The 21,640-nt window shown below is 67.6% G+C and carries 16 protein-coding genes and 1 riboswitch; of the genes, 6 read left to right on the top strand and 10 right to left on the bottom strand.

Going from position 1 to position 21,640, the window contains the following annotated elements; all coding sequences use genetic code 11:
* Window positions 1–320 precede the first annotated feature (320 nt).
* The 4 genes from gcvP to R2601_RS07465 form a co-directional block, all read right to left on the bottom strand.
* Window positions 321–3,167 (bottom strand): aminomethyl-transferring glycine dehydrogenase, encoded by a 2,847-nt coding sequence (gcvP, locus tag R2601_RS07480; protein WP_007795968.1) that lies wholly within the window; start codon window positions 3,165–3,167, stop codon window positions 321–323.
* A 167-nt stretch (window positions 3,168–3,334) separates the two neighbouring features.
* The gene (gcvH, locus tag R2601_RS07475) at window positions 3,335–3,694 is read right to left on the bottom strand and encodes a glycine cleavage system protein GcvH (RefSeq protein WP_007795965.1); all 360 of its coding nucleotides are present in this window, start codon (window positions 3,692–3,694) and stop codon (window positions 3,335–3,337) included.
* Window positions 3,695–3,712: 18 nt separating this feature from the next.
* Window positions 3,713–4,840, bottom strand: a complete 1,128-nt coding sequence (gene gcvT / locus R2601_RS07470; RefSeq protein ID WP_007795961.1) for a glycine cleavage system aminomethyltransferase GcvT — start codon at window positions 4,838–4,840, stop codon at window positions 3,713–3,715.
* A gap of 160 nt (window positions 4,841–5,000) precedes the next feature.
* Window positions 5,001–5,086, bottom strand: a riboswitch (glycine riboswitch).
* Between the two features lie 19 nt (window positions 5,087–5,105).
* The gene (locus R2601_RS07465; RefSeq protein WP_040544477.1) at window positions 5,106–5,585 is read right to left on the bottom strand and encodes an RrF2 family transcriptional regulator; all 480 of its coding nucleotides are present in this window, start codon (window positions 5,583–5,585) and stop codon (window positions 5,106–5,108) included.
* A 93-nt stretch (window positions 5,586–5,678) separates the two neighbouring features.
* Here R2601_RS07465 and R2601_RS07460 point away from each other — a divergent pair, with 93 nt between their 5' ends.
* Complete coding sequence (locus R2601_RS07460; RefSeq protein ID WP_007795956.1) at window positions 5,679–6,245, top strand: hypothetical protein; 567 nt, start codon at window positions 5,679–5,681, stop codon at window positions 6,243–6,245.
* Complete coding sequence (locus R2601_RS07455; RefSeq protein ID WP_110740002.1) at window positions 6,242–7,471, top strand: DUF2254 domain-containing protein; 1,230 nt, start codon at window positions 6,242–6,244, stop codon at window positions 7,469–7,471. The genes R2601_RS07460 and R2601_RS07455 overlap by 4 nt, the downstream gene beginning before the upstream one ends.
* Window positions 7,472–7,474: 3 nt before the next feature.
* On the opposite strand, the gene gltX is transcribed toward R2601_RS07455, so the two are convergent.
* The gene (gltX, locus tag R2601_RS07450) at window positions 7,475–8,812 is read right to left on the bottom strand and encodes a glutamate--tRNA ligase (RefSeq protein ID WP_007795949.1); all 1,338 of its coding nucleotides are present in this window, start codon (window positions 8,810–8,812) and stop codon (window positions 7,475–7,477) included.
* Window positions 8,813–8,912: 100 nt separating this feature from the next.
* On the opposite strand from gltX, the gene R2601_RS07445 reads away from it, so the two are divergent.
* The gene (locus R2601_RS07445; RefSeq protein WP_007795946.1) at window positions 8,913–9,866 is read left to right on the top strand and encodes a 1-phosphofructokinase family hexose kinase; all 954 of its coding nucleotides are present in this window, start codon (window positions 8,913–8,915) and stop codon (window positions 9,864–9,866) included.
* 34 nt (window positions 9,867–9,900) lie between these two features.
* Here the strand turns inward: R2601_RS07445 and R2601_RS07440 are convergent, their stop codons facing one another.
* Entirely contained in the window at window positions 9,901–10,899 is a 999-nt protein-coding gene (locus R2601_RS07440) for a DUF6976 family protein (protein ID WP_007795943.1), read from the bottom strand.
* Window positions 10,900–10,910: 11 nt separating this feature from the next.
* A complete protein-coding gene (locus R2601_RS07435) occupies window positions 10,911–11,120 on the bottom strand; it encodes a hypothetical protein (protein ID WP_040545208.1) in 210 nt (69 codons plus the stop codon).
* 123 nt (window positions 11,121–11,243) lie between these two features.
* Here R2601_RS07435 and R2601_RS07430 point away from each other — a divergent pair, with 123 nt between their 5' ends.
* The 3 genes from R2601_RS07430 (at window position 11,244) to R2601_RS07420 (ending at window position 14,647) form a co-directional block, all read left to right on the top strand.
* Window positions 11,244–12,170, top strand: coding sequence for an MBL fold metallo-hydrolase (locus R2601_RS07430; RefSeq protein ID WP_007795938.1), 927 nt, complete (start codon window positions 11,244–11,246; stop codon window positions 12,168–12,170).
* Between the two features lie 363 nt (window positions 12,171–12,533).
* Window positions 12,534–13,292, top strand: coding sequence for an MHYT domain-containing protein (locus tag R2601_RS07425; protein ID WP_144266898.1), 759 nt, complete (start codon window positions 12,534–12,536; stop codon window positions 13,290–13,292).
* A gap of 218 nt (window positions 13,293–13,510) precedes the next feature.
* The gene (locus tag R2601_RS07420) at window positions 13,511–14,647 is read left to right on the top strand and encodes a CpsD/CapB family tyrosine-protein kinase (RefSeq protein WP_040545207.1); all 1,137 of its coding nucleotides are present in this window, start codon (window positions 13,511–13,513) and stop codon (window positions 14,645–14,647) included.
* An 89-nt stretch (window positions 14,648–14,736) separates the two neighbouring features.
* Here R2601_RS07420 and R2601_RS07415 read toward each other — a convergent pair whose 3' ends face one another.
* The 3 genes from R2601_RS07415 to R2601_RS07405 all read right to left on the bottom strand — a co-directional run bounded on the left by R2601_RS07415 (window position 14,737) and on the right by R2601_RS07405 (window position 21,638).
* Window positions 14,737–16,062 carry a GumC family protein gene (locus tag R2601_RS07415; protein ID WP_007795929.1) on the bottom strand — a complete coding sequence of 442 codons (1,326 nt, stop codon included), beginning with the start codon at window positions 16,060–16,062 and terminating at the stop codon, window positions 14,737–14,739.
* 220 nt (window positions 16,063–16,282) lie between these two features.
* Window positions 16,283–16,873 carry a 4'-phosphopantetheinyl transferase family protein gene (locus R2601_RS07410; protein ID WP_254656042.1) on the bottom strand — a complete coding sequence of 197 codons (591 nt, stop codon included), beginning with the start codon at window positions 16,871–16,873 and terminating at the stop codon, window positions 16,283–16,285.
* A 70-nt stretch (window positions 16,874–16,943) separates the two neighbouring features.
* Window positions 16,944–21,638: a MupA/Atu3671 family FMN-dependent luciferase-like monooxygenase gene (locus tag R2601_RS07405; protein WP_007795923.1), complete on the bottom strand. Its 4,695-nt coding sequence runs from the start codon at window positions 21,636–21,638 to the stop codon at window positions 16,944–16,946.
* Window positions 21,639–21,640 lie beyond the last annotated feature (2 nt).

Here is a 21,640-nt window from a genome sequence, read left to right as displayed (position 1 = left end):
GCCAGCGCGAGGGCTACCTGCTCTGCGCCTCCGACCCCGCCACCTGGGGCCGCATCCGCGACGCCTTCGCCTTCCTGCTCGACCTGCCCGAGACCTGACCCCGCCCCACCATCAAAGACCGGCGCCCTTGCTTCTTCTGGCCGAAAATATCCCGGGGAGCGCGAGGGGCTGGCCCCTCGCTCCGGCGCCAGCCACCCCGCGTGACGCCCGAAACAAAAGGCCCCACCCTCCGAACCGGAGAGCGGGGCCCCTGTTTCTTCTGGCCGAAAGTATCCCGGGGCGTGTGAGGGGCTGGCCCCTCACTCCCGGTCTCTCACAGCCTACTCCGCCGCGTCGGCATAATCGCTCATCGGGGGGCATGTGCACACGAGGTGCCGGTCGCCATAGGCATTGTCGACGCGGTTGACCGGCGGCCAGTACTTGTCGACCCGGAACGCTCCCGGCGGGAAGCAGCCCTGCTCGCGCGAATAGGGACGATCCCAGTCGCGCACGAGGTCTTCCATCGTGTGCGGTGCGTGTTTCAGCGGGTTGGCCGCGGCATCGATGCGGCCCTCCTCGATATCGCGGATCTCCTCGCGGATCGCCAGCATGGCATCGCAGAACCGGTCGAGTTCTGCCTTGGTCTCGGATTCCGTCGGCTCCACCATCAGCGTGCCGGCCACCGGCCAGCTCATGGTCGGCGCATGGAAGCCGCAATCGACGAGGCGCTTGGCGATGTCCTCCACCGTGACCCCGGCGGATTTCTCGAACGGGCGCACGTCGATGATGCACTCATGCGCCACCCGGCCCTGCGGCCCGGTATAGAGGATCTCGTAGGCCCCTTGGAGCCGCGCGGCGATGTAGTTGGCGCTCAGGATCGCCGCCCGCGTCGCCTGCGTCAGCCCCTCGCCGCCCATCATCAGGATGTAGGCCCACGAGATCGGCAGCAGCGAGGGCGAGCCGAAGGCCGCGGCCGAGACCGGCCCCGCGACGCCGCCCTTGAGCGGATCCGACGGCAGGTGCGGCACCAGGTGTTCCTTGACGCCGATCGGCCCCATGCCCGGGCCGCCGCCGCCATGCGGGATGCAGAAGGTCTTGTGCAGGTTGAGATGGCTCACGTCGCCGCCAAGATCGCCCGGACGCGACAGCCCGACCATGGCATTCATGTTGGCGCCATCGATATAAACCTGCCCGCCATGCTCGTGGGTGATCGCGCAGACCTCCTTCACCGTCTCCTCGAAGACCCCGTGGGTCGAGGGGTAGGTGATCATGCAGGCCGCCAGCGTGTCGCTGTGCTTTTCCGCCTTCTCGCGGAAATCGGCGAGGTCGATCGAGCCCAGATCGTCGCATTTCACCGGCACCACCTTCCAGCCGACCATCTGCGCCGAGGCCGGGTTGGTGCCATGGGCGTTGACCGGGATCAGGCAGACATTGCGCTGTCCCTCGCCGCGCGCCCTCTGCCACGAGGCGATGGTCAGAAGACCGGCATATTCCCCCTGCGCGCCCGAGTTCGGCTGCATCGAGAAATCGTCATAGCCGGTGATGGCGCAGAGCTTCGAGGACAGGTCCGCGATCATCTCCGCATAGCCCTTGGCCTGATCGGCCGGGGCGTAGGGGTGCAGCTCGGCGAACTCGCGCCAACTCACCGGCATCATCTCGGCGGCGGCGTTGAGCTTCATGGTGCACGAGCCCAGCGGGATCATCGCCCGGTCGAGCGCCAGGTCGCGGTCGGCGAGACGGCGCATGTAGCGCATCATCTCGGTCTCGGCGCGGTTCATGTGGAACACCTCGTGGGTGAGGTAGTCGCTCTGGCGCAGCAGCGCGTCGGGCAGGCGATATTCGGCCCGGCCCTCGTCCTTGCGCACCAGGCCGAAGGCGCGCCATACCGCCTCGATCTGCGCCGGGCGGGTGGCCTCGTCGAGCGTGATGCCGATCTTGGTCTTGCCGACGCGGCGCAGGTTGATGCCTTCCTTGACCGCCGCCTGCAGGATGCCTGTCTGCAGCAGCCCGACTTCGACGGTCAGCGTGTCGAAGAACGCCTCCGGCTGCACCTCATAGCCCGCATCCTCGAGCCCCTTGGCCAGCCGCGCGGTCTTGAGGTGGATGCGCTGCGCGATGGCCTTGAGCCCGCTCGGCCCGTGGAACACGGCGTAGAAGCCCGCCATCACCGCCAGCAGCGCCTGCGCGGTGCAGACATTCGAGGTCGCCTTCTCACGGCGGATATGCTGTTCGCGGGTCTGCAGCGCGAGGCGGTAGGCCCGGTTGCCCAGCGCGTCGACCGAGACGCCCACGATGCGGCCCGGCATGGCGCGCTTGTAGGCGTCCTTGGTGGCCATGTAGGCGGCGTGGGGGCCGCCATAGCCCAGCGGCACGCCGAAGCGCTGGGTCGAACCCACCGCGATATCGGCACCCATCGCACCGGGCTCCTTCACCAGGCACAGCGCCATGATGTCGGCGGCGACGATGCCGATGGCGCGGGCCTCGTGCAGCGCCTCCATCTCGGACGTCAGATCGCGCAGCGCACCGTTGGTGCCGGGATACTGGAAGATCGCGGCAAAGACCTTGTCGGCCTCGAGGTCTTCCGGCGCGCCGACGATCACCTCGATGCCCAGCGGCGCGGCGCGGGTCTGGATCACCGCGATGTTCTGCGGGTGGCAGTTCTCATCGACGAAGAACGCATTGGCCTTCGACTTGGCGACGCGCTTGGCCATGGTCATCGCCTCCGCGCAAGCGGTGGCCTCGTCGAGCAGCGAGGCGTTGGCGATCTCCAGCCCGGTCAGATCCGAGACCATGGTCTGGTAGTTCAGCAGCGCCTCGAGCCGTCCCTGCGAGATCTCGGGCTGGTAGGGCGTGTAGGCGGTGTACCAGGCCGGGTTCTCGAAGATGTTGCGCTGGATCGCCGGCGGGGTGACCGTGTTGTGATAGCCCTGCCCGATCAGCGAGGTCAGCACCTTGTTCTTCTCGGCAACCTCCTGCAGGCGCCAGAGCATCTCGCGCTCCGACAGCGGCGCGCCGAAATCGAGCGGCTCGGCCTGGCGGATGCCCTCCGGCACGGTCTGCGCGATCAGCGCGTCAAGATCCGCCACCCCCAGCGCCGCAAACATCTCGTCCATCTCGGCGGGCGACGGGCCGATATGGCGGCGGTTGGCAAAGTCATAGGGCTGGTAGTCAGTGGGCGTGAAGGCCATCTCTCACCTCTTGCAACGCGGCGGACAAGGCGCACCGCTGTGCTTCTCTACGTTTCAAATACTCAAAATCCGACCACGCCCGTCCCGCGCAGAGGCCGGGACGGGGGAAGGATCTCGTCTTTCGGGCAGCCGTGCCAGCCGTCGCCAGGGACGACCGGCGCGCGGCATCAGCCGACGAACTTCTTGTAGGCGGCTTCGTCCATCAGCTCGTCGAGCACCGAGAGATCCTCGATCTTGAGCTTGAAGAACCAGGCGTCGCCCTCGGGGTCCTCGTTGACCTTGCCGGGATCGTCGACCAGCGCCTCGTTGACCTCGGCGATCTCGCCATCGACCGGGGCGAGGATGTCGGAGGCGGCCTTGACCGACTCGATCACCACCACCTCGTCATCCTTGCTGACCGTGGTGCCGGCCTCGGGCAGTTCGACGAAGACCACGTCGCCAAGCTGCTCGGCGGCGTGGCTGGTGATCCCCACCACGACCAGATCGTCCTCGACGCGCAGCCATTCATGTTCTTCGGTGAATTTCATATCGCTGGTTCCCTTTTGTCAGCGCTTGTAGCTTTGTTTCACGTGCGGCAGCGTCACCACCTCGACCGGCAGGCGCTTGCCGCGCACTTCTCCGTAAAGACGCATGCCCGGCGTGGCCTGTTCCGCGGGAACATACCCCATCGCCACCGGTCCGCCCACCGTCGGGCCGAATCCGCCCGAGGTGATGCGCCCGACAGGCTCGCCGCCGGTTTCGCGTTCGTAAAGATCGATCCCCTCGCGCATCGGTGCGCGGCCCTCGGGCTTCAGCCCGACCCGAACGCTCGGCGCGCCGCTGGCGATCTCGGAGAGGATGATGTCGGCGCCCGGGAAGCCCCCGGCACGGTCGCCATCGGCGCGCCGCACCTTCTGGATCGCCCAGAGCAGGTTGGCCGCCGCCGGTGTCGTGGTGGTGTCGATGTCGTGGCCATAGAGGCAAAGCCCGGCCTCGAGCCGCAGCGAATCCCGCGCGCCCAGCCCGATCGGCTCGACCGTATCCTGCGCCAGAAGCGCCTCGGCCAGTGCCACCGCGGCGCCCTCCGGCACCGAGATCTCGTAGCCGTCCTCGCCGGTGTAGCCCGAGCGCGAGACCCAGGCCTCGACGCCCGCGAGCTCGACCGTGGCCACGTCCATGAAGCGCATCTCGGCCACCGCCGGGTTCAGCGCCGCCAGCGCCGCCTCGGCGCCCGGCCCCTGCAGCGCCAGCAGCGCCCGGTCTTCGATATAGTCGACCGAGACACCCTTGGGCTCGAGCCCGGCGCGCAGCCGCGCGACATCGGCCTCCTTGCAGGCGGCGTTGACCACGAGGAACAGGTGATCGCCACGGTTGGCGATCATCAGGTCATCCTCGATACCGCCCTGCTCGTTGGTGAACAGCCCATAGCGCTGCCGGCCCTCGGCCAGCCCCGCCACCGAGACCGGCACCAGCGTCTCGAGCGCCAGCGCAACCGCCTTCGGGTCGTCGCCGCGCAGGATCACCTGTCCCATGTGGCTCACGTCGAAGAGCCCCGCCGCGGCACGGGTGTGCAGGTGCTCTTTCATCACACCAAGTTTGTACTGAACCGGCATGTCGTAGCCGGCAAACGGCACCATCTTCGCGCCAAGCGCGAGGTGCAGGTCATGTAGTGGCGTGCGTTTCAGCTCGTCCATGCGGTCTCACATCCCTCTGGCCCGGATGTGGCGCGTGGCGCAGCCCCGGACATTTCCTGGCGCAGGACGACCCTGCGCACGAAATGCCCCCTCTGTCCGTCAGCCTGAGATCGTTATCCCTTCGGCGGGCGCGCTGTCACGCGCCACTCTCCAGAGTTCTGCGTCCGCAAAGGTCCGTGGGCCTGAGAGTTTCCGGGGCGGTTGCTCCTTCGGCACCGGCAAAGCCGGTTCTCCCTCTGCGATGGGTCTCAGGGTACGATGTTTGTCACTGGGCCGCAAGGACCGGCTCGACCTTGGCCATCGCGCAGCGCCCCTGTGGCGCGAGAATGTCCATGAGCGGAGCATTGTCGCAGATCAGCGTATCGAGCGTGATCGGGTCGAGCGTTGCGTAGAAGGCATTGGCCGCGTCGCTGAGCGCGATCTTCAGCCGGCACGCCTCGGTCAGCGGGCAGGTGTTGTCGACATCTGCAAAGCATTCCGCCAGCGGGACCGGCGCCTCGAGCGCGCGGAACACGTCTCCGATACGGATCTGCTCGGCCGGACGCGACAGTTCGAGCCCGCCGTTGCGACCGCGCTGGGTGTGCAGGTAGCCCAGCTGGGCCAGCTGGTTGATCACCTGTGCGAGGTGGTTTTCGGAGGCGTTGCATCGCTTGGCGATCTCGGATTTGGTCACCAGGCGACCGGTGTTGGCCGCGCAATGCATCAGGACCCGAATGGCGATATTGGTTCTTTTTGTGACGCGCACGGCCCGCCCTCCATTTTCAAAGGATGCAGGCGTTATACATGATTGGAGAAATATCGATTTGACATACATCAATCCGGGACTCGCAAAACTGGTATGAGCAGCGCTTTCTTCTTCGGTTACGGGTCCCTCGTGAACCGCCTCACCCATGGTTTCAGCCCCGCCCACACTGCCCGGGCCCGCGGCTGGCGGCGCGCGTGGCGCTGGACCGAGGCCCGCAACGTGGCCTTTCTCACCGCGATTCCCGACCCCCATTGCGAGATCGAGGGGCTGATTGCGCCGGTGCCGCCGGATGGCTGGGCGGCGCTCGACCTGCGCGAACATGCCTATGACCGGCTCGATGCGCTGCACAGCGTCAGCCACGACGCGCCCAGCGTCGCGCAACTGGCGATCTATGCCATCCCGCCCGAGCGCATCTTCGCACCCGACGCCCATCACCCGGTGCTGCTGAGCTATCTCGACGTGGTGGTTCAGGGGTATCTCACCGAGTTCGGACCCGAAGGCGCCGACCGGTTCTTCGCCACCACCACCGGCTGGGACGCCCCGATCCTCGACGACCGTGAGGCCCCCCGCTACCCGCGTGCCCAGCGCCTGAGCGACGACGAGCGACGCTTCGTCGACGACCGCCTCGCCGGGCTCGGCGCCCGCAAGGTGGCGGCATGATGATCTCGAAGACCCTGCTGCTGCTGCGCCGCGTGGCGCGCAACCTCGTGGCACGGGTGGTGTTCGGCGCAGTGCTGGCTTTTGCCATGGCGTTCCTGTCGCCGCTCTTCGAGCCGCTGCTGCCGGATGAATGGGAGATCAAGATCGGTCCGGACGCGGTGATCCCGATCCTCAACATCCTCGCCACGACGATGTTGACGGTGACCACCTTCTCGCTGTCGGTGATGGTGCAGGCCTATCAGGCCGCCGCCAGCCAGGCCACACCACGCGCCTACCGGCTGCACCTCTCGGACACCACGACCCACACGGTTCTGGCGGTGTTCACCGGGGCATTCCTGTATTCGCTGACCGCGCTGGTGATGTTCCGCGCCGGGCTCTACCCGGACAATGCCGCGGTGATGATCCTCGGGGTGACGGTGCTGGTGATCGTGGCGATCATCGTCTCGATCCTGCGCTGGATCGAGCATCTGAGCACGCTGGGCAGCATGGACGACACGCTCCAGATGGTCGACCGGCAGGCCCGCGATCCACTCTACAACGCGCTGAGGCGCCCCGCCCTTGGCGGGTTGCCCGTTGCGCCGGACGCCGAGATCCCCGAGGCCGCCTGGCCCCTGCCCGCCCCCTCGAGCGGCTACCTGCAATTCATCAACATGGAAGCGCTGCACGATGCGCTGACCAAGGCCGACGCCTCGATCACGCTCATCGTCTCTCCGGGTGCGCATGTCCTGAAGGGCGCCCCCCTCGGCTGGGTGCTGGGCGACATCGAGGAGCGCACGGCGCTGAGCAACTGCTTCACCTTCGGCGAGATCCGAACCGCCGAGCAGGACGCACGCTTCGGCGTCGTGGTGCTGAACGAGACCGCGGTGCGGGCGCTGTCGCCGGGGATCAACGATCCGGGCACCGCCGTCGACGTGGTGCACCGGCTGGCGCGGCTGTTCTCCGAGGCCGAGCCGCCCAAGGCGCAGCCGCCGCAATTCCCCCGCATCGAGGCCCCGGCGCTGACCGCGACCCAGCTGATGGAAGACGGGTTCGAGCCGCTGATCCGCGCCGGTGCCGGCCATCCGGAGGTGATCGGCACGGTGCTGGACACCCTGGCCAAGCTCGAACACGCCGAATGGCGCGATCTGGCGCAGGCGGCGCGGCGCACCCGCGCCTACGCGCTGCATCACGCACAGGAAAGCATCGAGGTGAAGGAGGATCGCGACGCGCTGGCGCGTCGCGTCTGAGGCTCAGCCCTTGGCGAGCTTGCGCGCCGGGATGGTCTGCAAGAGCGGCAGCACATCGGCCATCTCGGGCCCGCGCTCACGGCCCGTCAGCGCCTTGCGCAGCGGCATGAACAGGCCCTTGCCCTTGCGGCCGGTCTGCTCCTTCACCGCCTTGGTCCAGTCGCCCCAGCTGTCCTGGGTGAGCGGCCCCTCGGGCAGGATCGCCATCGCCTCGGCGATGAAGTCGCGGTCCTCATCGGCGATCACCGGCTCGGCGCCGTCGCGGAACAGCTCCCACCAGCCGGCAAGATCCTTGCGGGTCTCGATGTTCTCGCGCGTGACGCTCCAGAACAGCTCGGCCTTGTCCGAAGGCACGCCCAGCGCCGCGATCTCGTCGGCCACCGCGGACAGCGGCAATCCGTGCAGCTTGCGCGCGGTCAGCGGGTAGAGGTCGTTGACATCGAACTTGGTCGGCGCAGAGCCGAACTGCGACAGCTCGAAGCCCTCGGCGATCTCTTCCAGCGACAGGCGCAGTTCCACCGGCTGGCTCGAGCCGAGCCGCGCCATCAGCGACAGCAGCGCCTCCGGCTCGATGCCGCTTTCGCGCAGGTCGCGGATCGACAGCACGCCGAGACGCTTCGACAGCGACTCACCCTGCGGGCCGGTCAGAAGCGAGTGGTGGGCAAAGCTTGGGACGGTGCCGCCCAGCGCGTTGATGATCTGGATCTGGGTCGCGGTGTTGGTCACGTGGTCCGAGCCGCGCACAACATGGGTGACACCCATTTCGGTGTCGTCGACCACCGAGGCCAGCGTGTAGAGAATCTGGCCATCGCCGCGGATCAGCACCGGGTCGGAAACCGAGGCCGCGTCGATCGAGATGTCGCCGAGGATGCCATCGGTCCACTCGATGCGCTCCTGGTCAAGCTTGAAGCGCCACACCCCATCGCCGCGCTCGGCTCGCAGCGCGGCCTTCTCGTCGTCGGAAAGCGCAAGCGCTGCACGGTCATAGACCGGCGGCTTGCCCATGTTGAGCTGCTTCTTGCGCTTCAGGTCGAGCTCGGTCGGGGTCTCCCATGCCTCATAGAAGCGGCCGATCTCCCGCAGCTGGTCGGCGGCGGCGTGATAGCGGTCGAGCCGCTCGCTCTGCCGTTCGATCCGGTCCCATGTCAGGCCCAGCCACTCGAGGTCGCGCTTGATGCCGTCGACATACTCTTCCTTGCTGCGCTCGGGATCGGTGTCGTCGATGCGCAGAATGAAGGTACCGCCGGCCTTGCGGGCGATCAGGTAGTTGAACAGTGCCGTGCGAAGGTTGCCCACATGGATGTGGCCGGTGGGCGAAGGGGCAAAACGGGTGACGGTCATGGGAGGCTCCTGCTTACGCGGACGGCACTTCCCACAAGCGCGCTCATTTGTCCAGTTCGAGGCTCTTGGCGAACCGGTGGTTGAGTGACATGGTTCCGCCATGAACGATATTCTGACCGTCACGCTGAACCCCGCGCTTGACCTGACGACGACCGCGGACCGCGTCGTCGCGGGGCCGAAGCTGCGCTGCGATCCCTTCACCGTGGATCCCGGTGGCGGTGGCATCAACGTCGCGCGCGTCGTGGCGGCCCTTGGCGGTCAGGCCCGCGCCTTCGTGGCGCTGGCCGGCCCCACCGGCATGCGGCTCGAGGCGGCGATGGCCGATCAGGGCATCCCGCTGGTGCGGATGCAGGCCCCGGGCGACACCCGGGAAAGCATGGCCGTGCACGATCGCGAGACCGGCCAGCAATACCGCTTTGTCATGCCCGGCCCGCTCTGGTCCGAGGAGCAGGTGACCGAGGCGCTCGAGGCGATTGCCGCATCGGTGCCCGAGGGCGGCATCGTGGTGCTGAGCGGCAGCCAGCCACCCGGCGTCTCGGCCGCCTTCGCGACCCAGCTCTGCGCCGAGTTGGAGCCGCGCAAGGCGCTGCTGATCGTCGACACCTCGGGCCCGGCGCTGGAATATCTCGCCAAGGGCACCAACCCGGCCCCCGCGGTGCTGCGCATGGACACCGAGGAGGCCGAGGGTCTTGCAGGGCGGCCACTTGTGACGCGGCTCGAGTCGGCGCAATTCGCCGCCGAACTGGTGGCGCGGGGCGCCGCCGAGCGGGTCATCGTGGCGCGCGGCGCGGATGGCTCGGTGATGGCCGGGCCGGACGGGCTGGTGCAGGTGAGCGCCGCCAATGTCTCGGTCGTGTCGGCCGTCGGCGCGGGCGACAGCTTTGTCGGCGCCTTCGCCTATGGCCTCGCCGCCGGGATGAGCGGCCCGGACTCGCTGGCGCTTGGGGCGGCAGCCGCGAGCGCGACCGTCACCACGCCGGCGACAGCGCTCTGCACCCACGAGATGGTCATGGGCTACCTGCCGCAATGCGGCGCCAGCCTGATCGAGGAATGAGGCCCCGGCACGACGCGTGCCGGAGACCTTGCGTTCATGCCACCGCAGCGGCCTCTGCCGCCTGAATGTTCAGCCGGACCATGGTCTGGTTCAGCAGCATGTAGGCGATCTCGCCGAAGGTGGCGGGGCCCGTGAAGCTGCCCGTGGTCTTCGACTCGAGCTCTCCGTAGAGGTAGTTGAGGATGCAGTTGCACGACAGCTCGCGGCTGCCCTCGCCCTGCGCCCGAGCGACGAATTCGGAGGCATAATCCCCCGGCAGCTGCGCGACGCGATAGCTCACGCCCTCGATCACCGGCGCATAGAAGCTGACCGGCTTGCCCGGCTCGACCGACTGGAACGAGACGTTGATCATCGCGCCGGCGAAATTCGCCACCAGCGGGCAGCGCGTATCCACGCCCTTCTCTGCAAGGTAGCTTGCGAAGTCGACCTCTTCGCCATTGACCAGCGCGGTCTGCGCCGTGAACCCGGTGCCTGCAAAACTGATCTCGTCGGCGGTCTGATCGGGCTCGAAGAGGTTCAGGATGTCGATATCCGCGACCCGATCGGCGCGCAGTTTCACGTGCAGCACCATCGCGCCCTCGTCGAAAGCCATGCCGCGCGCCCCGTCGAACACCTTGGGCTTGGCGGACTCGAGATCGTCGAGATGCACGCCGGTGACCCAGCCCATGAGCGGCTGGTCGAACACACCCGAGTAGCTGCTGCCGTGAATGGCGAACTCTTCATGAGCGTTGCTGAAGGCCGGGATCAGGATCACCGACAGGCCGTTGTCGAAGCGGTTCATCGTCAGGCTCGGGAGATCCTCGCCGGCATAGAGCACCGGGCGCGCGTCTTCGGCGGCCTCGATCTCGGTCACGAAGAGGTTATCGCGATCCACCCGGCCGCCGGTATCGGTCATGAAATAGACCGAGGTGCCACCGATCCAGCACCCCTTGGGCAGCTGCGACAGCGCCGCCTCCGATCCGGCGACAACCAGCACCTTGCCGGCCTCGATCAGGGCCGCGGCCTCGGCCACGCTCATCATTGCATTCTTCATGGCCAGTCCTTTCAGAAGAGGGCGATGTCCTTCGCCGCAAAGGTATTTTTCTCGAAATAGTCGCGCAGCTCGGCGATCTTGGGGCCGAGCGCTCCGGGGCGTGCCTTGACCTCGCGCCGGAGCCGCGTGACCAGCAGCTTGGTGGCGAGCACGGCGCCGGACAGGTCGCTCTCGGAGGTGAGAACGCGGCGCCAGCAGGGGTTGGTCGTGTCGGGAATCATCGGCATCTCCGTCTTGGGGTGCCGCTCCCTATCCCGTGGCGCGTTAACAAGCTGCAAAGCCGGATCTGGCAAGCCGCCCCGCGCGATCTACCTTCCGCACACCAACAGGAGGGAGTCACCTACATGACGGAACAGACGACATTCAGCCGCCGCACCGCCCTCGCCGGTGCCGTTGCCATGCCCTTCGTCGCGGCCGGTGCCGCGCCGCTGCGGGCGCAGGCCGCCAAGCAAGGCGCGATGGTGCCAAAGGTGAACCGCATCATGCTCGGCGACTTCGAGGTCACCGCGCTGATGGCCGGCACCGCCACCCGCGAGGATCCGCATTCGATCTTCGGCCTGAACGCCTCGGACGAGGAATTCGCCGAGGCCGCCGAGGCCGCGAACATTCCCACCGACAAGGCGCAGTTCTTCTTCACGCCCACGCTGGTCAACACCGGCAACGAGCTGATCCTGTTCGACACCGGCCTCAACCCCGACGGTATTATCGCCGCGGTCGAGGCGGCGGGCTACGCGCCCGGCGATGTCAGCCACGTGGTGATCACCCACATGCATGGCGATCACGTCGGCGGCCTGACGGGCGGCGACGGCCCGACCTTCGCCAATGCCCAGCACGTCACCGGGCAGGCCGAGTACGATCACTGGTCCGGCGTCGCCAACGACACCTTCACCAACAAGGTGGAGCCTCTGGCCGAGCAGTTCAGCTTTATCGGCAACGGCGAGAGCGTCGCCTCGGGCATCACCTCGGTGATGACCCCGGGCCATACGCCGGGCCACATGAGCTACATGCTCGAGAGCGGCGGCAAGCAGCTGATGCTGATCGCCGATCTGGCCAATCACTACGTGTTCTCGCTGGCCCATCCCGACTGGGAGGTGAGCTTCGACACCGACAAGGAAGCCGCCGCGCAGACCCGCCGCAAGACCCTCGACATGCTGGCCGCCGACAAGATCCCGTTCATCGGCTACCATATGCCGTTCCCGGCCCTGGGCTATGCCGAGACCCGTGACGACGGCTTCCAATACGTGCCGCACAGCTACCAGCTGATGCTCTGAACCTTCCGCCGCGCCCGATTCGCCGGGCGCGGCGACGACCATGCCTGTCTGTCGCGGCGGGTTTCTGAGTCTCATGCCGACAGCCCCGCGCCGCCCGCTCACTGCGCCTCAGCCAGAAACCCGCTGCCAAGTCTCGGCCGATTTCGCCGCGCGATTTCCACCGCAACGCACTGTTTGCACACGATCAATTATCCAGTCTCGGCAGCAGCTTGCACCCACCCGGAACGCGGCGCCGTCATCTCAATGTGAGACGGACTAACAGCCTGACATTAAAGCATCATTCCTCGGCCACTTTTGCGCCGCATCGATAGGTTGATCTCAAACTCAACTTAGACTGAGAATCGACCATCGGAGCAATCCACCGTGTTAGGTACACTACTGCAGGGCATCCTCGAGACCCAAAGCAACTTCATCGCCGCCGCGGCCGGCGTTTGCGTGATCACCGCGGGGATGCTCGTGCTCCTGATGCGCAACAGCGACTACGCCACCCTCAACCAGCGCTGCGTCGTGGCGGTCTGGGTGGCGCTGGTCGCCGGGGTCGGCGTCTGGACCACGCATTTCGTCGCCATGATCGGCTACCGTCCCGATGCGGCGCTGACCTACGACATGTCGCTGACGGCGATCTCGATCCTTGTCGGCGTCGTGCTGGTCGGCCTCCCGGTTGCGGCAAGCCTGTTCGTGGAGAGCGAGCACAAGCGCGTCGGACTTGGCGTGGTGGCTGGGCTTGGCGTCGCCGCCATGCACCTGACCGGTATGTCGGCGCTGGAGAACTGCCTCGCGATCTACAACCCGATGACCCTGCTGATCGGCATCGCCGCCGGCATCGCGGGATTCGTGCTCGCCATGCTGCAGGAGGGCGACGACATGCGCAGCCAGCTTCGCAAGGGGCTCGGCATGGTCGCCGGCGTCTGCGCGCTTCACTTCATCGCCATGGGCAGCGTCTCGATCGACCTTCTCGAGGGCATCGCCTACGGGATCGGCGGCAAGTTCATGTCCACCCTCGTCGCCAGCGTCTCGCTGGGCGTGTTCGCGGTCACGGTGATCGGAACGATGGGCTATCGCCGGTCGCTTGCGATGCGCCGCGCCGGGTACTGGGGCGAATCGGAGTTCGACCGCCTCTGAGCGGGCACCTCCTGTCTTGGGGACGGCAGTGTCACGGGGCCGTCCTCATTCTGGTCAAATTCTTCTGGTTTACTCTGAGTCAGGGTTAACGCGCGCCGAATCCCTGGTCGGGACGACTGTGGACTGGCGCGCCGGCAAACGGGCTGGTTTATGCAGGTATACAAGGTTCTGGTAGTCTATGGGTCGCCGCGTGATCTGCGAGGTGCGGAGGCATGACCATGGTTGAAAGACGCAAGTTCCGTCGCAGGAACCGCAATCCCATCGATGACGGCCCCGAAGAACCGCCGATCGAGCCCCTTGAATCCCGCGACCGGCGCCTCGAGCGCCGCCGTGCCGAGGACAAGGCCGCCCTGGCCGAGGAGACGGCGCACGCAGCCGAGGAGGCCGCCCGGCGCAGCGCCGAGGAACAGGCCCGCCAGCGTGCCGCCGAGGAGGCGCGCCTGCAGGAACAGCGCGAGGCCGAGGCCCGCGAAGAGGCGCGGCGCCAGACCACCGCCAAGCGCGAGGAGATCCGCAAGCGGCTGCGCGTGCATGACGGCGACAAAGTCACCGCGCCGGCGACCGCATCAGCCCCGGTCGAGGCCGAGACCGCGCCGGCACAGGCGCCCCGCAGCCCGGCCCGCAAGCCGACGCCGCTTTGGCATCGGCTGCAGGAATTCACCGTCAATCCGCGTCATCTCGAGCGTCACCGCATCATCACCGCCGAGCGTCAGGACCCGGCCCACGCCGCCTTCGACGTGCTGCGCACGCGGCTGCTGCAGGCGCTGGCCGAACGCGGGTGGACGCGCGTGGCGATCACCTCGCCAACGAAGGATTGCGGCAAGACCTTTACCGCGGCCAACCTCGCCATCAGCCTCTCGCGACAGCAGAACTGCCGCACGATGCTCATCGATTGCGATCTGCGCCGCCCGTCGCTGCATAAGGTTCTGGGGGTGAAGAACCCCGGCTCCATGGGCGATGTCCTGCGCGGCCTCGTGCCGCCGGAAGATCACCTGATCCGTATGGGCGAAAACGAGATCCACGCCGGCCGCAACATCGCCTTCGGCTTCAACGGCACCGTCGAGCCCTACGCCTCGGAGCTGCTGCAATCGCCGCAGAGCCGTACCGCGCTGCGCCACATCGAGGACGAGTTCGCGCCTGACGTGATGCTCTTCGACCTGCCGCCGGCGCTCTACTACGATGACGTGATGGCCTTCCGCGGCCAGTTCGACGGGGTGATCCTCGTGATCGGCGGCGGGATCACCACCGAGAAAGAGATCCGCGAGACCCAGCGCCGGCTCGGCGACGACGTGCCCCTGCTCGGCACCGTGCTCAACAAGGCCGAAGGCAGCAAGATCCGGCAGTATACCTACTGAAAACCTGCTGATCGTCTGGCGGGAGCTGCGCGCGGCAGCTTTGTCTCAGCGTCGCTTCGGGGCCGGCGCCGGCCCGGCCCCTGCGACGCTCAGGACCGGGCCATGCGTGGCAGAAACCTGTCCAGAAGCCCCTGCCACGGCAGGATGTCGGTGAACAACCGGTAGAGCCCCAGCATCAGAGCCGCCAGCAGCCCCACCGCGGTGACCGACCGCAGCTGCCGGCTGCGGCGGTCGCGCCGCGCCTCGACCACCGGGATCGACACCACCGGCTGCAGGCCGAGGACGCGCTCCATCTGCGCCGCGCTCCGGATCGCCGGGTTCAGCAGCTCCGCCACGAACGCGATCACGACACCGGCAAGGACGCTGGCCACGACCCCGGCCAGGACGATCTTCTTGCGTCCGCTGGAGGCCGAGAACTCGGGCACAAGCGCGGTTTCAAGCACTTCGAACCGGTCCGTCTGCTGGCGATCCTCGAGCATCTGGCCCATCTCGGCATCGGCCTTGCGGCGGGTGATGACGCTGTACTGATCCTTCAGCCGTTCGAGATCGCGTTCGAGCGCAGAGAGCTCGCGCTCAACCTCGGGGGCCTGCAGCAAGGTTTCCTCGATCTCGCTGATGCGCTGTTCGATCAGGCTCTGCTGCTCGCGCATCAGGCCAAGCTGGCGCGCCAGGACCTCCTCGCGCTGACGGGTGGAATTGCCTTCCATCTCGACGATGTCGCGCGCCAAAGCCAGCTGACTGTCTTCGAGCGTGGTGAGTTGGCTGCGCAGCGCGCCGGTGCCGCTCGGCAGGGCCTCGGCATTTTCGCGCTTGAAGGTGGCGATCTTCGCTTCCATCGCCTCGATCTCGGTCTCGACACGGGCCTCCTCGCTTTCGAAGAAGGCCAGCGTGTCGCGGGCGCTGCTGAGGCTGCGGTCGCGCGACTGGTTGATGACCTGATACATCATCTCGTTGGCGACATCCGCCGCCTTCTGCGGATCGGGCAGGACCACGCTGATGCGCAGGCCAGAGGGCATCTCCTGCTGCGCGGCAAAGCTGTTGGAGTTGGTCCGGATCTCCTGGATCGAGACCGCCTCGCGCATCCGGAACAGGCGCTGGCCCACGGACATACCGGTATCACCGTCAAACAGGCCGTGCTCTTCCATGAGGGCGAGAAGATTGTCGCGCGACATGAGGCGCTGTTCGATCAGGCGCACCCGACGCGACCCATCCTGGTTCTGGGCAGACGCCCCGGCGAGCGAGTCGGGCATCTGGCCCTCCTCGATCTGCACCACGGCGGTGGCTTCGTAGACCTTGATTTGGTTCAGGGCGAGCCAGACGGAGGCGGCACTACCAAGTACGGTCACTAGTAAAATCAGCAGGGCACGGCGTTTCAGTGCGGACAGCACCTCACCGATCGACTGGAACTGGTTCATCTCGTTACTCCGGCAACGTCTGGCCCCCACCCTACGTTCGGAAAAAGCGCCTGCTCCGACCGACCCAACTGGGGCCAAAACGCGTCGGGGTCACGCCGCTTTCGAGACACAAACTAACAAATTTGCCCAAATTTAGCCACGTTCAAACGACGACGAATGGGAAACAATTCGTGTCCGATTTGCGAAACACGGCCTTATTCTTGCCTCATTATCGGGGGTATTAGCCTATTTTCGCGCTTAGGCAGAGTGAAATGACGTGGTTCGCGACCAGAAGCTGCCACATTGGCAGCACAGCTCCGCGCCCGAGCCCGACATTTTTCGCCATATTCATGCGCCCAATTTGCAGATTCGCCTGCATCGCGTCGAAGCCGAACAGCGCCCTCGTCACCGGGTACTGCGCCTTGTAGGCGGCCTCCTTGGCGCTGAAGATCCGGGTCGCGGCCAGTGTCCGCGGCAGCGGCGCCAGCGCCGCCAACTCGTCGGGCGCTGCGATCTCGGGAACAAGCTCGGCCGCCATCGGGCGGTCGGGTTCGAGATCGATGCCAATCATCTCCCAGTCGGCGCGTCGCCCGACCACCGCAAGGCAGACCGGGCCCGCATGGCTGATGCTGCCGAGAACGCCCTCGGGCCAGTGCGGGGCGCGGTCGGGCCGGGCGGGAATGGCGCAGGGCGGCAGGCCGAGCTGCGCCATGGCTGCGCGCGCAGCCCTGCGGCCACCGGCGAATTCGGCGATACGCGCGGGGATCGCCTTCGAGACGGCGACGCGCTCCTCGGCGAAGAGCGCATCGGGATCACCGGTCGCCTCTCGCACGGCCCATCCCAGCCCTTCGGGAAAGCGGACCCTGCGAAGCGCCCGTCTCAGCGTGGCGGCATCCATCGCCTCAGGCGCTGCGCCGCGCCCGCATCGCCCGACGGCGCGCCATGGCGTCGGACCGCGCCTTCGCCCGGTCATTGGCGACGGGGGCCGGCGCTTCGGGCGCAGGGGCGGCCGGGGCGGCGGCCAGTTCCGGCTGCGGCGCGGGAGCGCGCTTCGGGGCGACAGTCGGTGCGGCCCCGGGATTAACAAGCCCCGCCACCCGCGCGGTCAGATCGGCAAGCACAGGGAAGCGGAAGATGTCGGTGATCGACAGCCCCTTCGCCCCAAGCTCGTCGCGGATCGCGCGATGCGCCTGGACCGCCAGAAGCGAATGGCCTCCAAGGTCGAAGAAACTGTCGCGCCCCGAAATCTCGGCCACGCCCAGCACCGTCGACCAGATCTCGGCGATGCGCGCCTCGACCTGCGCACTGCCCTGCCCTGCCCCGCGCGCCACGAGCGGCGCCGCGGCGGGGGGCGCTTCCGGGGCGGGGCTGGCTACGGCTTTCGGGGCAAGCGCCCTGGTCATCGGCTTGGGCAGCGCCTTGCGGTCGACCTTCTTGTTGGGCGTCAGCGGGAAACTCTCGAGCCGCATCAGGTGCGAGGGCACCATGAAGCCCGGAAGATCCCCGCCCATCGCCGCCTTCATCGCCGCCTCGTCGAGCGGCGTCTCGGCGCTGTAATAGCCCACCAGGCGAATGTCGCCCGGCTGATCCTCACGCGCGACAACCACTGCCTGAGTCACCCCCGGCTGCGCCTCCATCACCGCCTCGATCTCGCCAAGCTCGATGCGGAAGCCGCGGATCTTCACCTGATGATCGACGCGCCCGATGAAGTCGATGCGCCCATCCATGCGACGGCGCACCAGATCGCCGGTGCGGTACATCCGTCCGCCGTGGAACGGGTTCGGAAGGAAGCGCTCGGCGGTCAGATCCTCGCGGCCCCAATAGCCGCGCGTCACGCCCTCGCCGCCGATCCAAAGCTCGCCCGGCTGCCCCACGCCCACCGGGCGCATGTCGTCATCGAGCACGTAGAGCTGCTGGTTGGCCAGCGGCAGACCGATATTGACCACCCCGTCGACGGGCCCGGCCGCCTCGGTCGAGGACCAGATCGTGGTCTCGGTCGGGCCGTACATGTTGGTGACGCTGGCCTCGGTGATCTTGCCGAACTCCTGCACCAGCGCGCCGGGAAGCGGCTCGCCGCCAAGGAACAGGTGCTGCACCTTCGACAGCGCATAGCGCGCCTCGTCGTTCATCGCGATCATCCGCGCCATCGAGGGCGTGCATTGCAGATGCGTCACCTCGTGGCGCAGGATCTGCGCCGCGATGGAGAAGTCGCCCGCATCGAGCTCGGGCGCCACGTTGGCCCCCTGCACCACCTGCGCCAGCGGTCGCAGCCCCTCGAGCACGCGCTCGCGCTCGATGCCGTAGTCGATCAGGCAGGCGATCTCGCCCACGCCGATGCGCTTGAGCTCCTCGGTGCGCGCCAGCGCATCCTCGACGGTGCCAAAGAGGCCGCTGTCGTTGAAGTAACGCTCGAAGGCAAAATCGAGGATCGCGTCGAGTTCCTCGGGTGTGAGGATCTCGAGATCCAGCTCGAACGGGTTGTTGAGCCCCTGCGGCCGTTTGAAGGCCGGAAAGGCCCAGGCATACTGCTTGATGAGCCCGGCGGCAGAGCGCAGGTACGCCTTCATCGGCTCGCGAGCGACCTCGCGCGCCTCCTCTCGGGTGGCGGCGACGAAGCTGTGCAGCATCAGCGTGACGGTGAAGTCCTTCGGGTCATGCCCCGCCTCGCGCAGCGCGCCGTGATAGAGCCGAATCTTGTCGGCCACCTCGTCGATCGACTGGCCGAGCAGGTGGGTGAGCACGTTGCAGCCCAGCCGCCCCGCCTCTTTCCAGGTCTCGGGGTTGCCGGCGGTGGTGACCCAGACCGGCAGCTCGGCCGAGACCGGGCGCGGCTGCGTCACGACCTCGTGCAGCGAGCCGTCCTTGCGCGGGAAGGCGACGGATTCACCGCGCCAGAGGCGGCGCACCTGCTCGATGTTCTCGAGCATGGCGGGCTTGTTCTCGGGCGGGGTGTTCTCGGGACGCAGCACGAAATCGTCCGGCTGCCAGCCCGAGGCGATGGCCAGCCCGGCGCGCCCGTTGGTGAGATTGTCGATCACCGCCCATTCCTCGGCGATGCGCGCCGGATGGTGCAGCGGCGCCACCACCGAGCCCGCGCGCACGGCGATGTTCTGCGTCACCGCGGCGACGGCGGCGCCGGTCACCGAGGGGTTGGGATAGGGCCCGCCGAAGGCGTGGAAGTGCCGCTCAGGGGTCCAGACCGCGCAGAACCCGTTCTGATCGGCGAACTTGGCGCCCTCGAGCAGCAACCTGTACTTGTCGCGGCCCGCGCCGTCATCGTTGCCCCAGTAATAGATCGAGAACTGCATGGAGCGGTCCGACAGCGGCATCGGCCCGTTCGAGATCAGCCCCCGGTCCTCGTCGGACGTCAGCACGACCTTGAAGCCGCGCGCCGTGGTGTAGAACAGCTCGAGCACCGAGATGTCGAAGCTGAGCGAGGTCACAGCGAGCCACGTTCCCGCCGGCTCGTGCGGCACGTTGGCGTCCATGCCGAGGTAGAAATTCAGCACGTTGCGGTGCTCGATCATCACGCCCTTCGGCGTGCCGGTCGAGCCGCTGGTGTAGATCAGGTAGGCGAGATCCTCCGGCCCGCTTGCCGGGGCGGGGTTTTGCGTCGGCGCCTGCGGCAGGCGCGGATCGGCGTCGATCACCAGCAGGTCAGCGCTGTGCTCGGGCAGATCGCCCTTCAGCTCGGATTGCGTCACGATCACCGGCGCGCCGCTGTCGGCGATGTAGTGCCGCAGGCGGTCCGCCGGATAGGACGGGTCGAGCGGCAGGTAGGCGCCGCCCGCCTTCAGGATGCCAAGAGCGCCGACCATCAGGTCGACCGACCGGCGAGCATACAGCCCGACCACAGCCCCGGCGCCCACGCCCATGCCGCGCAGCACATGCGCTGCCTGGTTGGCGCGGGCGTTGAGCTGGGCATAGGTCAGGCTCTGATCCTCGAAGACCAGCGCCACCGCGTCGGGGGTCTTTGCGACCTGCGCCTCGAACGCCGCCTGCATGGTCAGGCTGCGATCATGCGCCTCTTCGGTAGCGTTCCACAGGTTCAGCACCATGTCGCGCTCGGCCTCGGGCAGCACCGGCAGGCTGGCAAGGTCGGACTGGCCCTGCGCCTCGCGCGCCATCAGTTCGAACCGCGCGGCAAGAAGCTCGGCCTGGGCCTGCGGCAGACGCCCGGTATCGGTATGCAGCGTCGCGCCCCCGGCGGTCAGCTCGATGGTGATCGCGGTGCCCTCGATATGGCCCGCGCCAAGGGTCAGACCAATATGCGGCACCTGCGGCGCACCGGAGAGCTGCGGCTCGCGGGCCGGCAGGTCGGTGGCAAAGCCCTTGCGCTTCCGAACCTCGGCAAGTTCCTCTTCAAGGCGCTGCGCCAGCGCATCCACACTGTCCGAAGCCTTCACCCGCAGCGGTGCCCACGGCGCGATGCCCCCGGTCGAGGCCAGCGCGGCGAGCGCGTCGTCGGCATAGGCGAGATCGCAGAGCTCGTGCCCATCGAGCCGCGCCGCGAAGGCGCTGGCGATGACCTGCGCTGGCACCGCGTTGCCCAATACCAGAGGTCGCGAGACCACCTCGCCGCCCGCCTTGCCGAGCCCCTGAAGCTCCGCGGGAGACAGCTCGGCCAGACGGTTGCGCCAATAGCCCTCATGCGGCGCGACCTGCGCCACTGCCTCGGCAATGGCGGCGCGTTCGTCGCCGGGCACGAGGTCGAGCGCCTCGCCCGGCTTGCCGACCTGTGCCACCAGTGCCAGCGCGCCGCAGGGATGGGTGAAATGCGCCATCCGCAGCGCGCCGCTGCCGCAGGCCACCGTCAGGTGATCGTCGGTCGCCTCGAGCACGGCGCCGGGCGCGCCGCTGCCGTCGACCGCGCGGGCCTCTCCGACGAGCCAGAACGCGCCATGCGCTCGAAACTTCGGGGCCGAAAGCGGATTGGCATAGCCGCCGTGATCGAGCGCCCGCACCAGCCGCGCCAGTTCGGTCGCGGGGCGGGTAAAGTCGAGCAACCCGTGCGCCGAGGGGCGGTCGGCCAGCGCATGGTAGCTGCGCAGAGACAGGTCCTGCGGAAAGCGGCGCAGCCCGTGCTCGAGCTGCTCCATCAGGTCGCCGAAGCTGTCGATGGCGGCCTCGTAGGCCTTGGTGTTCAGCGTCAGCGCGGTGTCGGTGGGCGCGATGTCGAAGCCGCGCGACACGAGGATGTCGCCCTCGTCGACGCCGCCCTCGATTATGTGCCAGGTCACGCCGTGACGGCTCTCGCCCTCGATGAGCGCCCAGACCGGCGCGTTGAGCCCGGCATGGCGCGGCAGCGGGCCGTCGTGGAAGTTGATCGCACCTTTGCCGGGCCGGGACAGCACCGCCGCGGGGATGATGTCGAGATTGGCGATGGAGAGCAGCCAGTCGAACTCCAGCCCGTCAAGCCGCTCGGCCAGCCCCTTGCCGGGCGCGACGACCGTCAGCGCCCGGCCCGTCGCCCAGTCGGCGATATCCGGATTGCGGGTCACGACCGCCCGGATCGGATGCCCCGCCGCAAGAAGCTTCTCGCTGCATTGTACGAGGAGGGATTCGTTGCCGATCACCACGCTGGAAAACTGCGCCATAC

The organism is Salipiger bermudensis HTCC2601 (assembly GCF_000153725.1).
GTDB lineage: Bacteria > Pseudomonadota > Alphaproteobacteria > Rhodobacterales > Rhodobacteraceae > Salipiger > Salipiger bermudensis.
The sequence above is the reverse complement of the archived record's forward strand: the minus strand, read 5'-3'. Positions and strand labels throughout refer to the sequence as shown.

What these genes read in the sequence shown, in the direction of transcription:
- gcvP (WP_007795968.1), bottom strand. Translation starts at nt 3,167, where the DNA reads ATGGCCTTCACGCCCACTGACTACCAGCCCTATGACTTTGCCAACCGC.
- gcvH (WP_007795965.1), bottom strand. Translation starts at nt 3,694, where the DNA reads ATGAAATTCACCGAAGAACATGAATGGCTGCGCGTCGAGGACGATCTG.
- gcvT (WP_007795961.1), bottom strand. Translation starts at nt 4,840, where the DNA reads ATGGACGAGCTGAAACGCACGCCACTACATGACCTGCACCTCGCGCTT.
- R2601_RS07460 (WP_007795956.1), top strand. Translation starts at nt 5,679, where the DNA reads ATGAGCAGCGCTTTCTTCTTCGGTTACGGGTCCCTCGTGAACCGCCTC.
- R2601_RS07455 (WP_110740002.1), top strand. Translation starts at nt 6,242, where the DNA reads ATGATGATCTCGAAGACCCTGCTGCTGCTGCGCCGCGTGGCGCGCAAC.
- gltX (WP_007795949.1), bottom strand. Translation starts at nt 8,812, where the DNA reads ATGACCGTCACCCGTTTTGCCCCTTCGCCCACCGGCCACATCCATGTG.
- R2601_RS07445 (WP_007795946.1), top strand. Translation starts at nt 8,913, where the DNA reads ATGAACGATATTCTGACCGTCACGCTGAACCCCGCGCTTGACCTGACG.
- R2601_RS07440 (WP_007795943.1), bottom strand. Translation starts at nt 10,899, where the DNA reads ATGAAGAATGCAATGATGAGCGTGGCCGAGGCCGCGGCCCTGATCGAG.
- R2601_RS07435 (WP_040545208.1), bottom strand. Translation starts at nt 11,120, where the DNA reads ATGATTCCCGACACGACCAACCCCTGCTGGCGCCGCGTTCTCACCTCC.
- R2601_RS07430 (WP_007795938.1), top strand. Translation starts at nt 11,244, where the DNA reads ATGACGGAACAGACGACATTCAGCCGCCGCACCGCCCTCGCCGGTGCC.
- R2601_RS07420 (WP_040545207.1), top strand. Translation starts at nt 13,511, where the DNA reads ATGGTTGAAAGACGCAAGTTCCGTCGCAGGAACCGCAATCCCATCGAT.
- R2601_RS07415 (WP_007795929.1), bottom strand. Translation starts at nt 16,062, where the DNA reads ATGAACCAGTTCCAGTCGATCGGTGAGGTGCTGTCCGCACTGAAACGC.
- R2601_RS07405 (WP_007795923.1), bottom strand. Translation starts at nt 21,638, where the DNA reads ATGGCGCAGTTTTCCAGCGTGGTGATCGGCAACGAATCCCTCCTCGTA.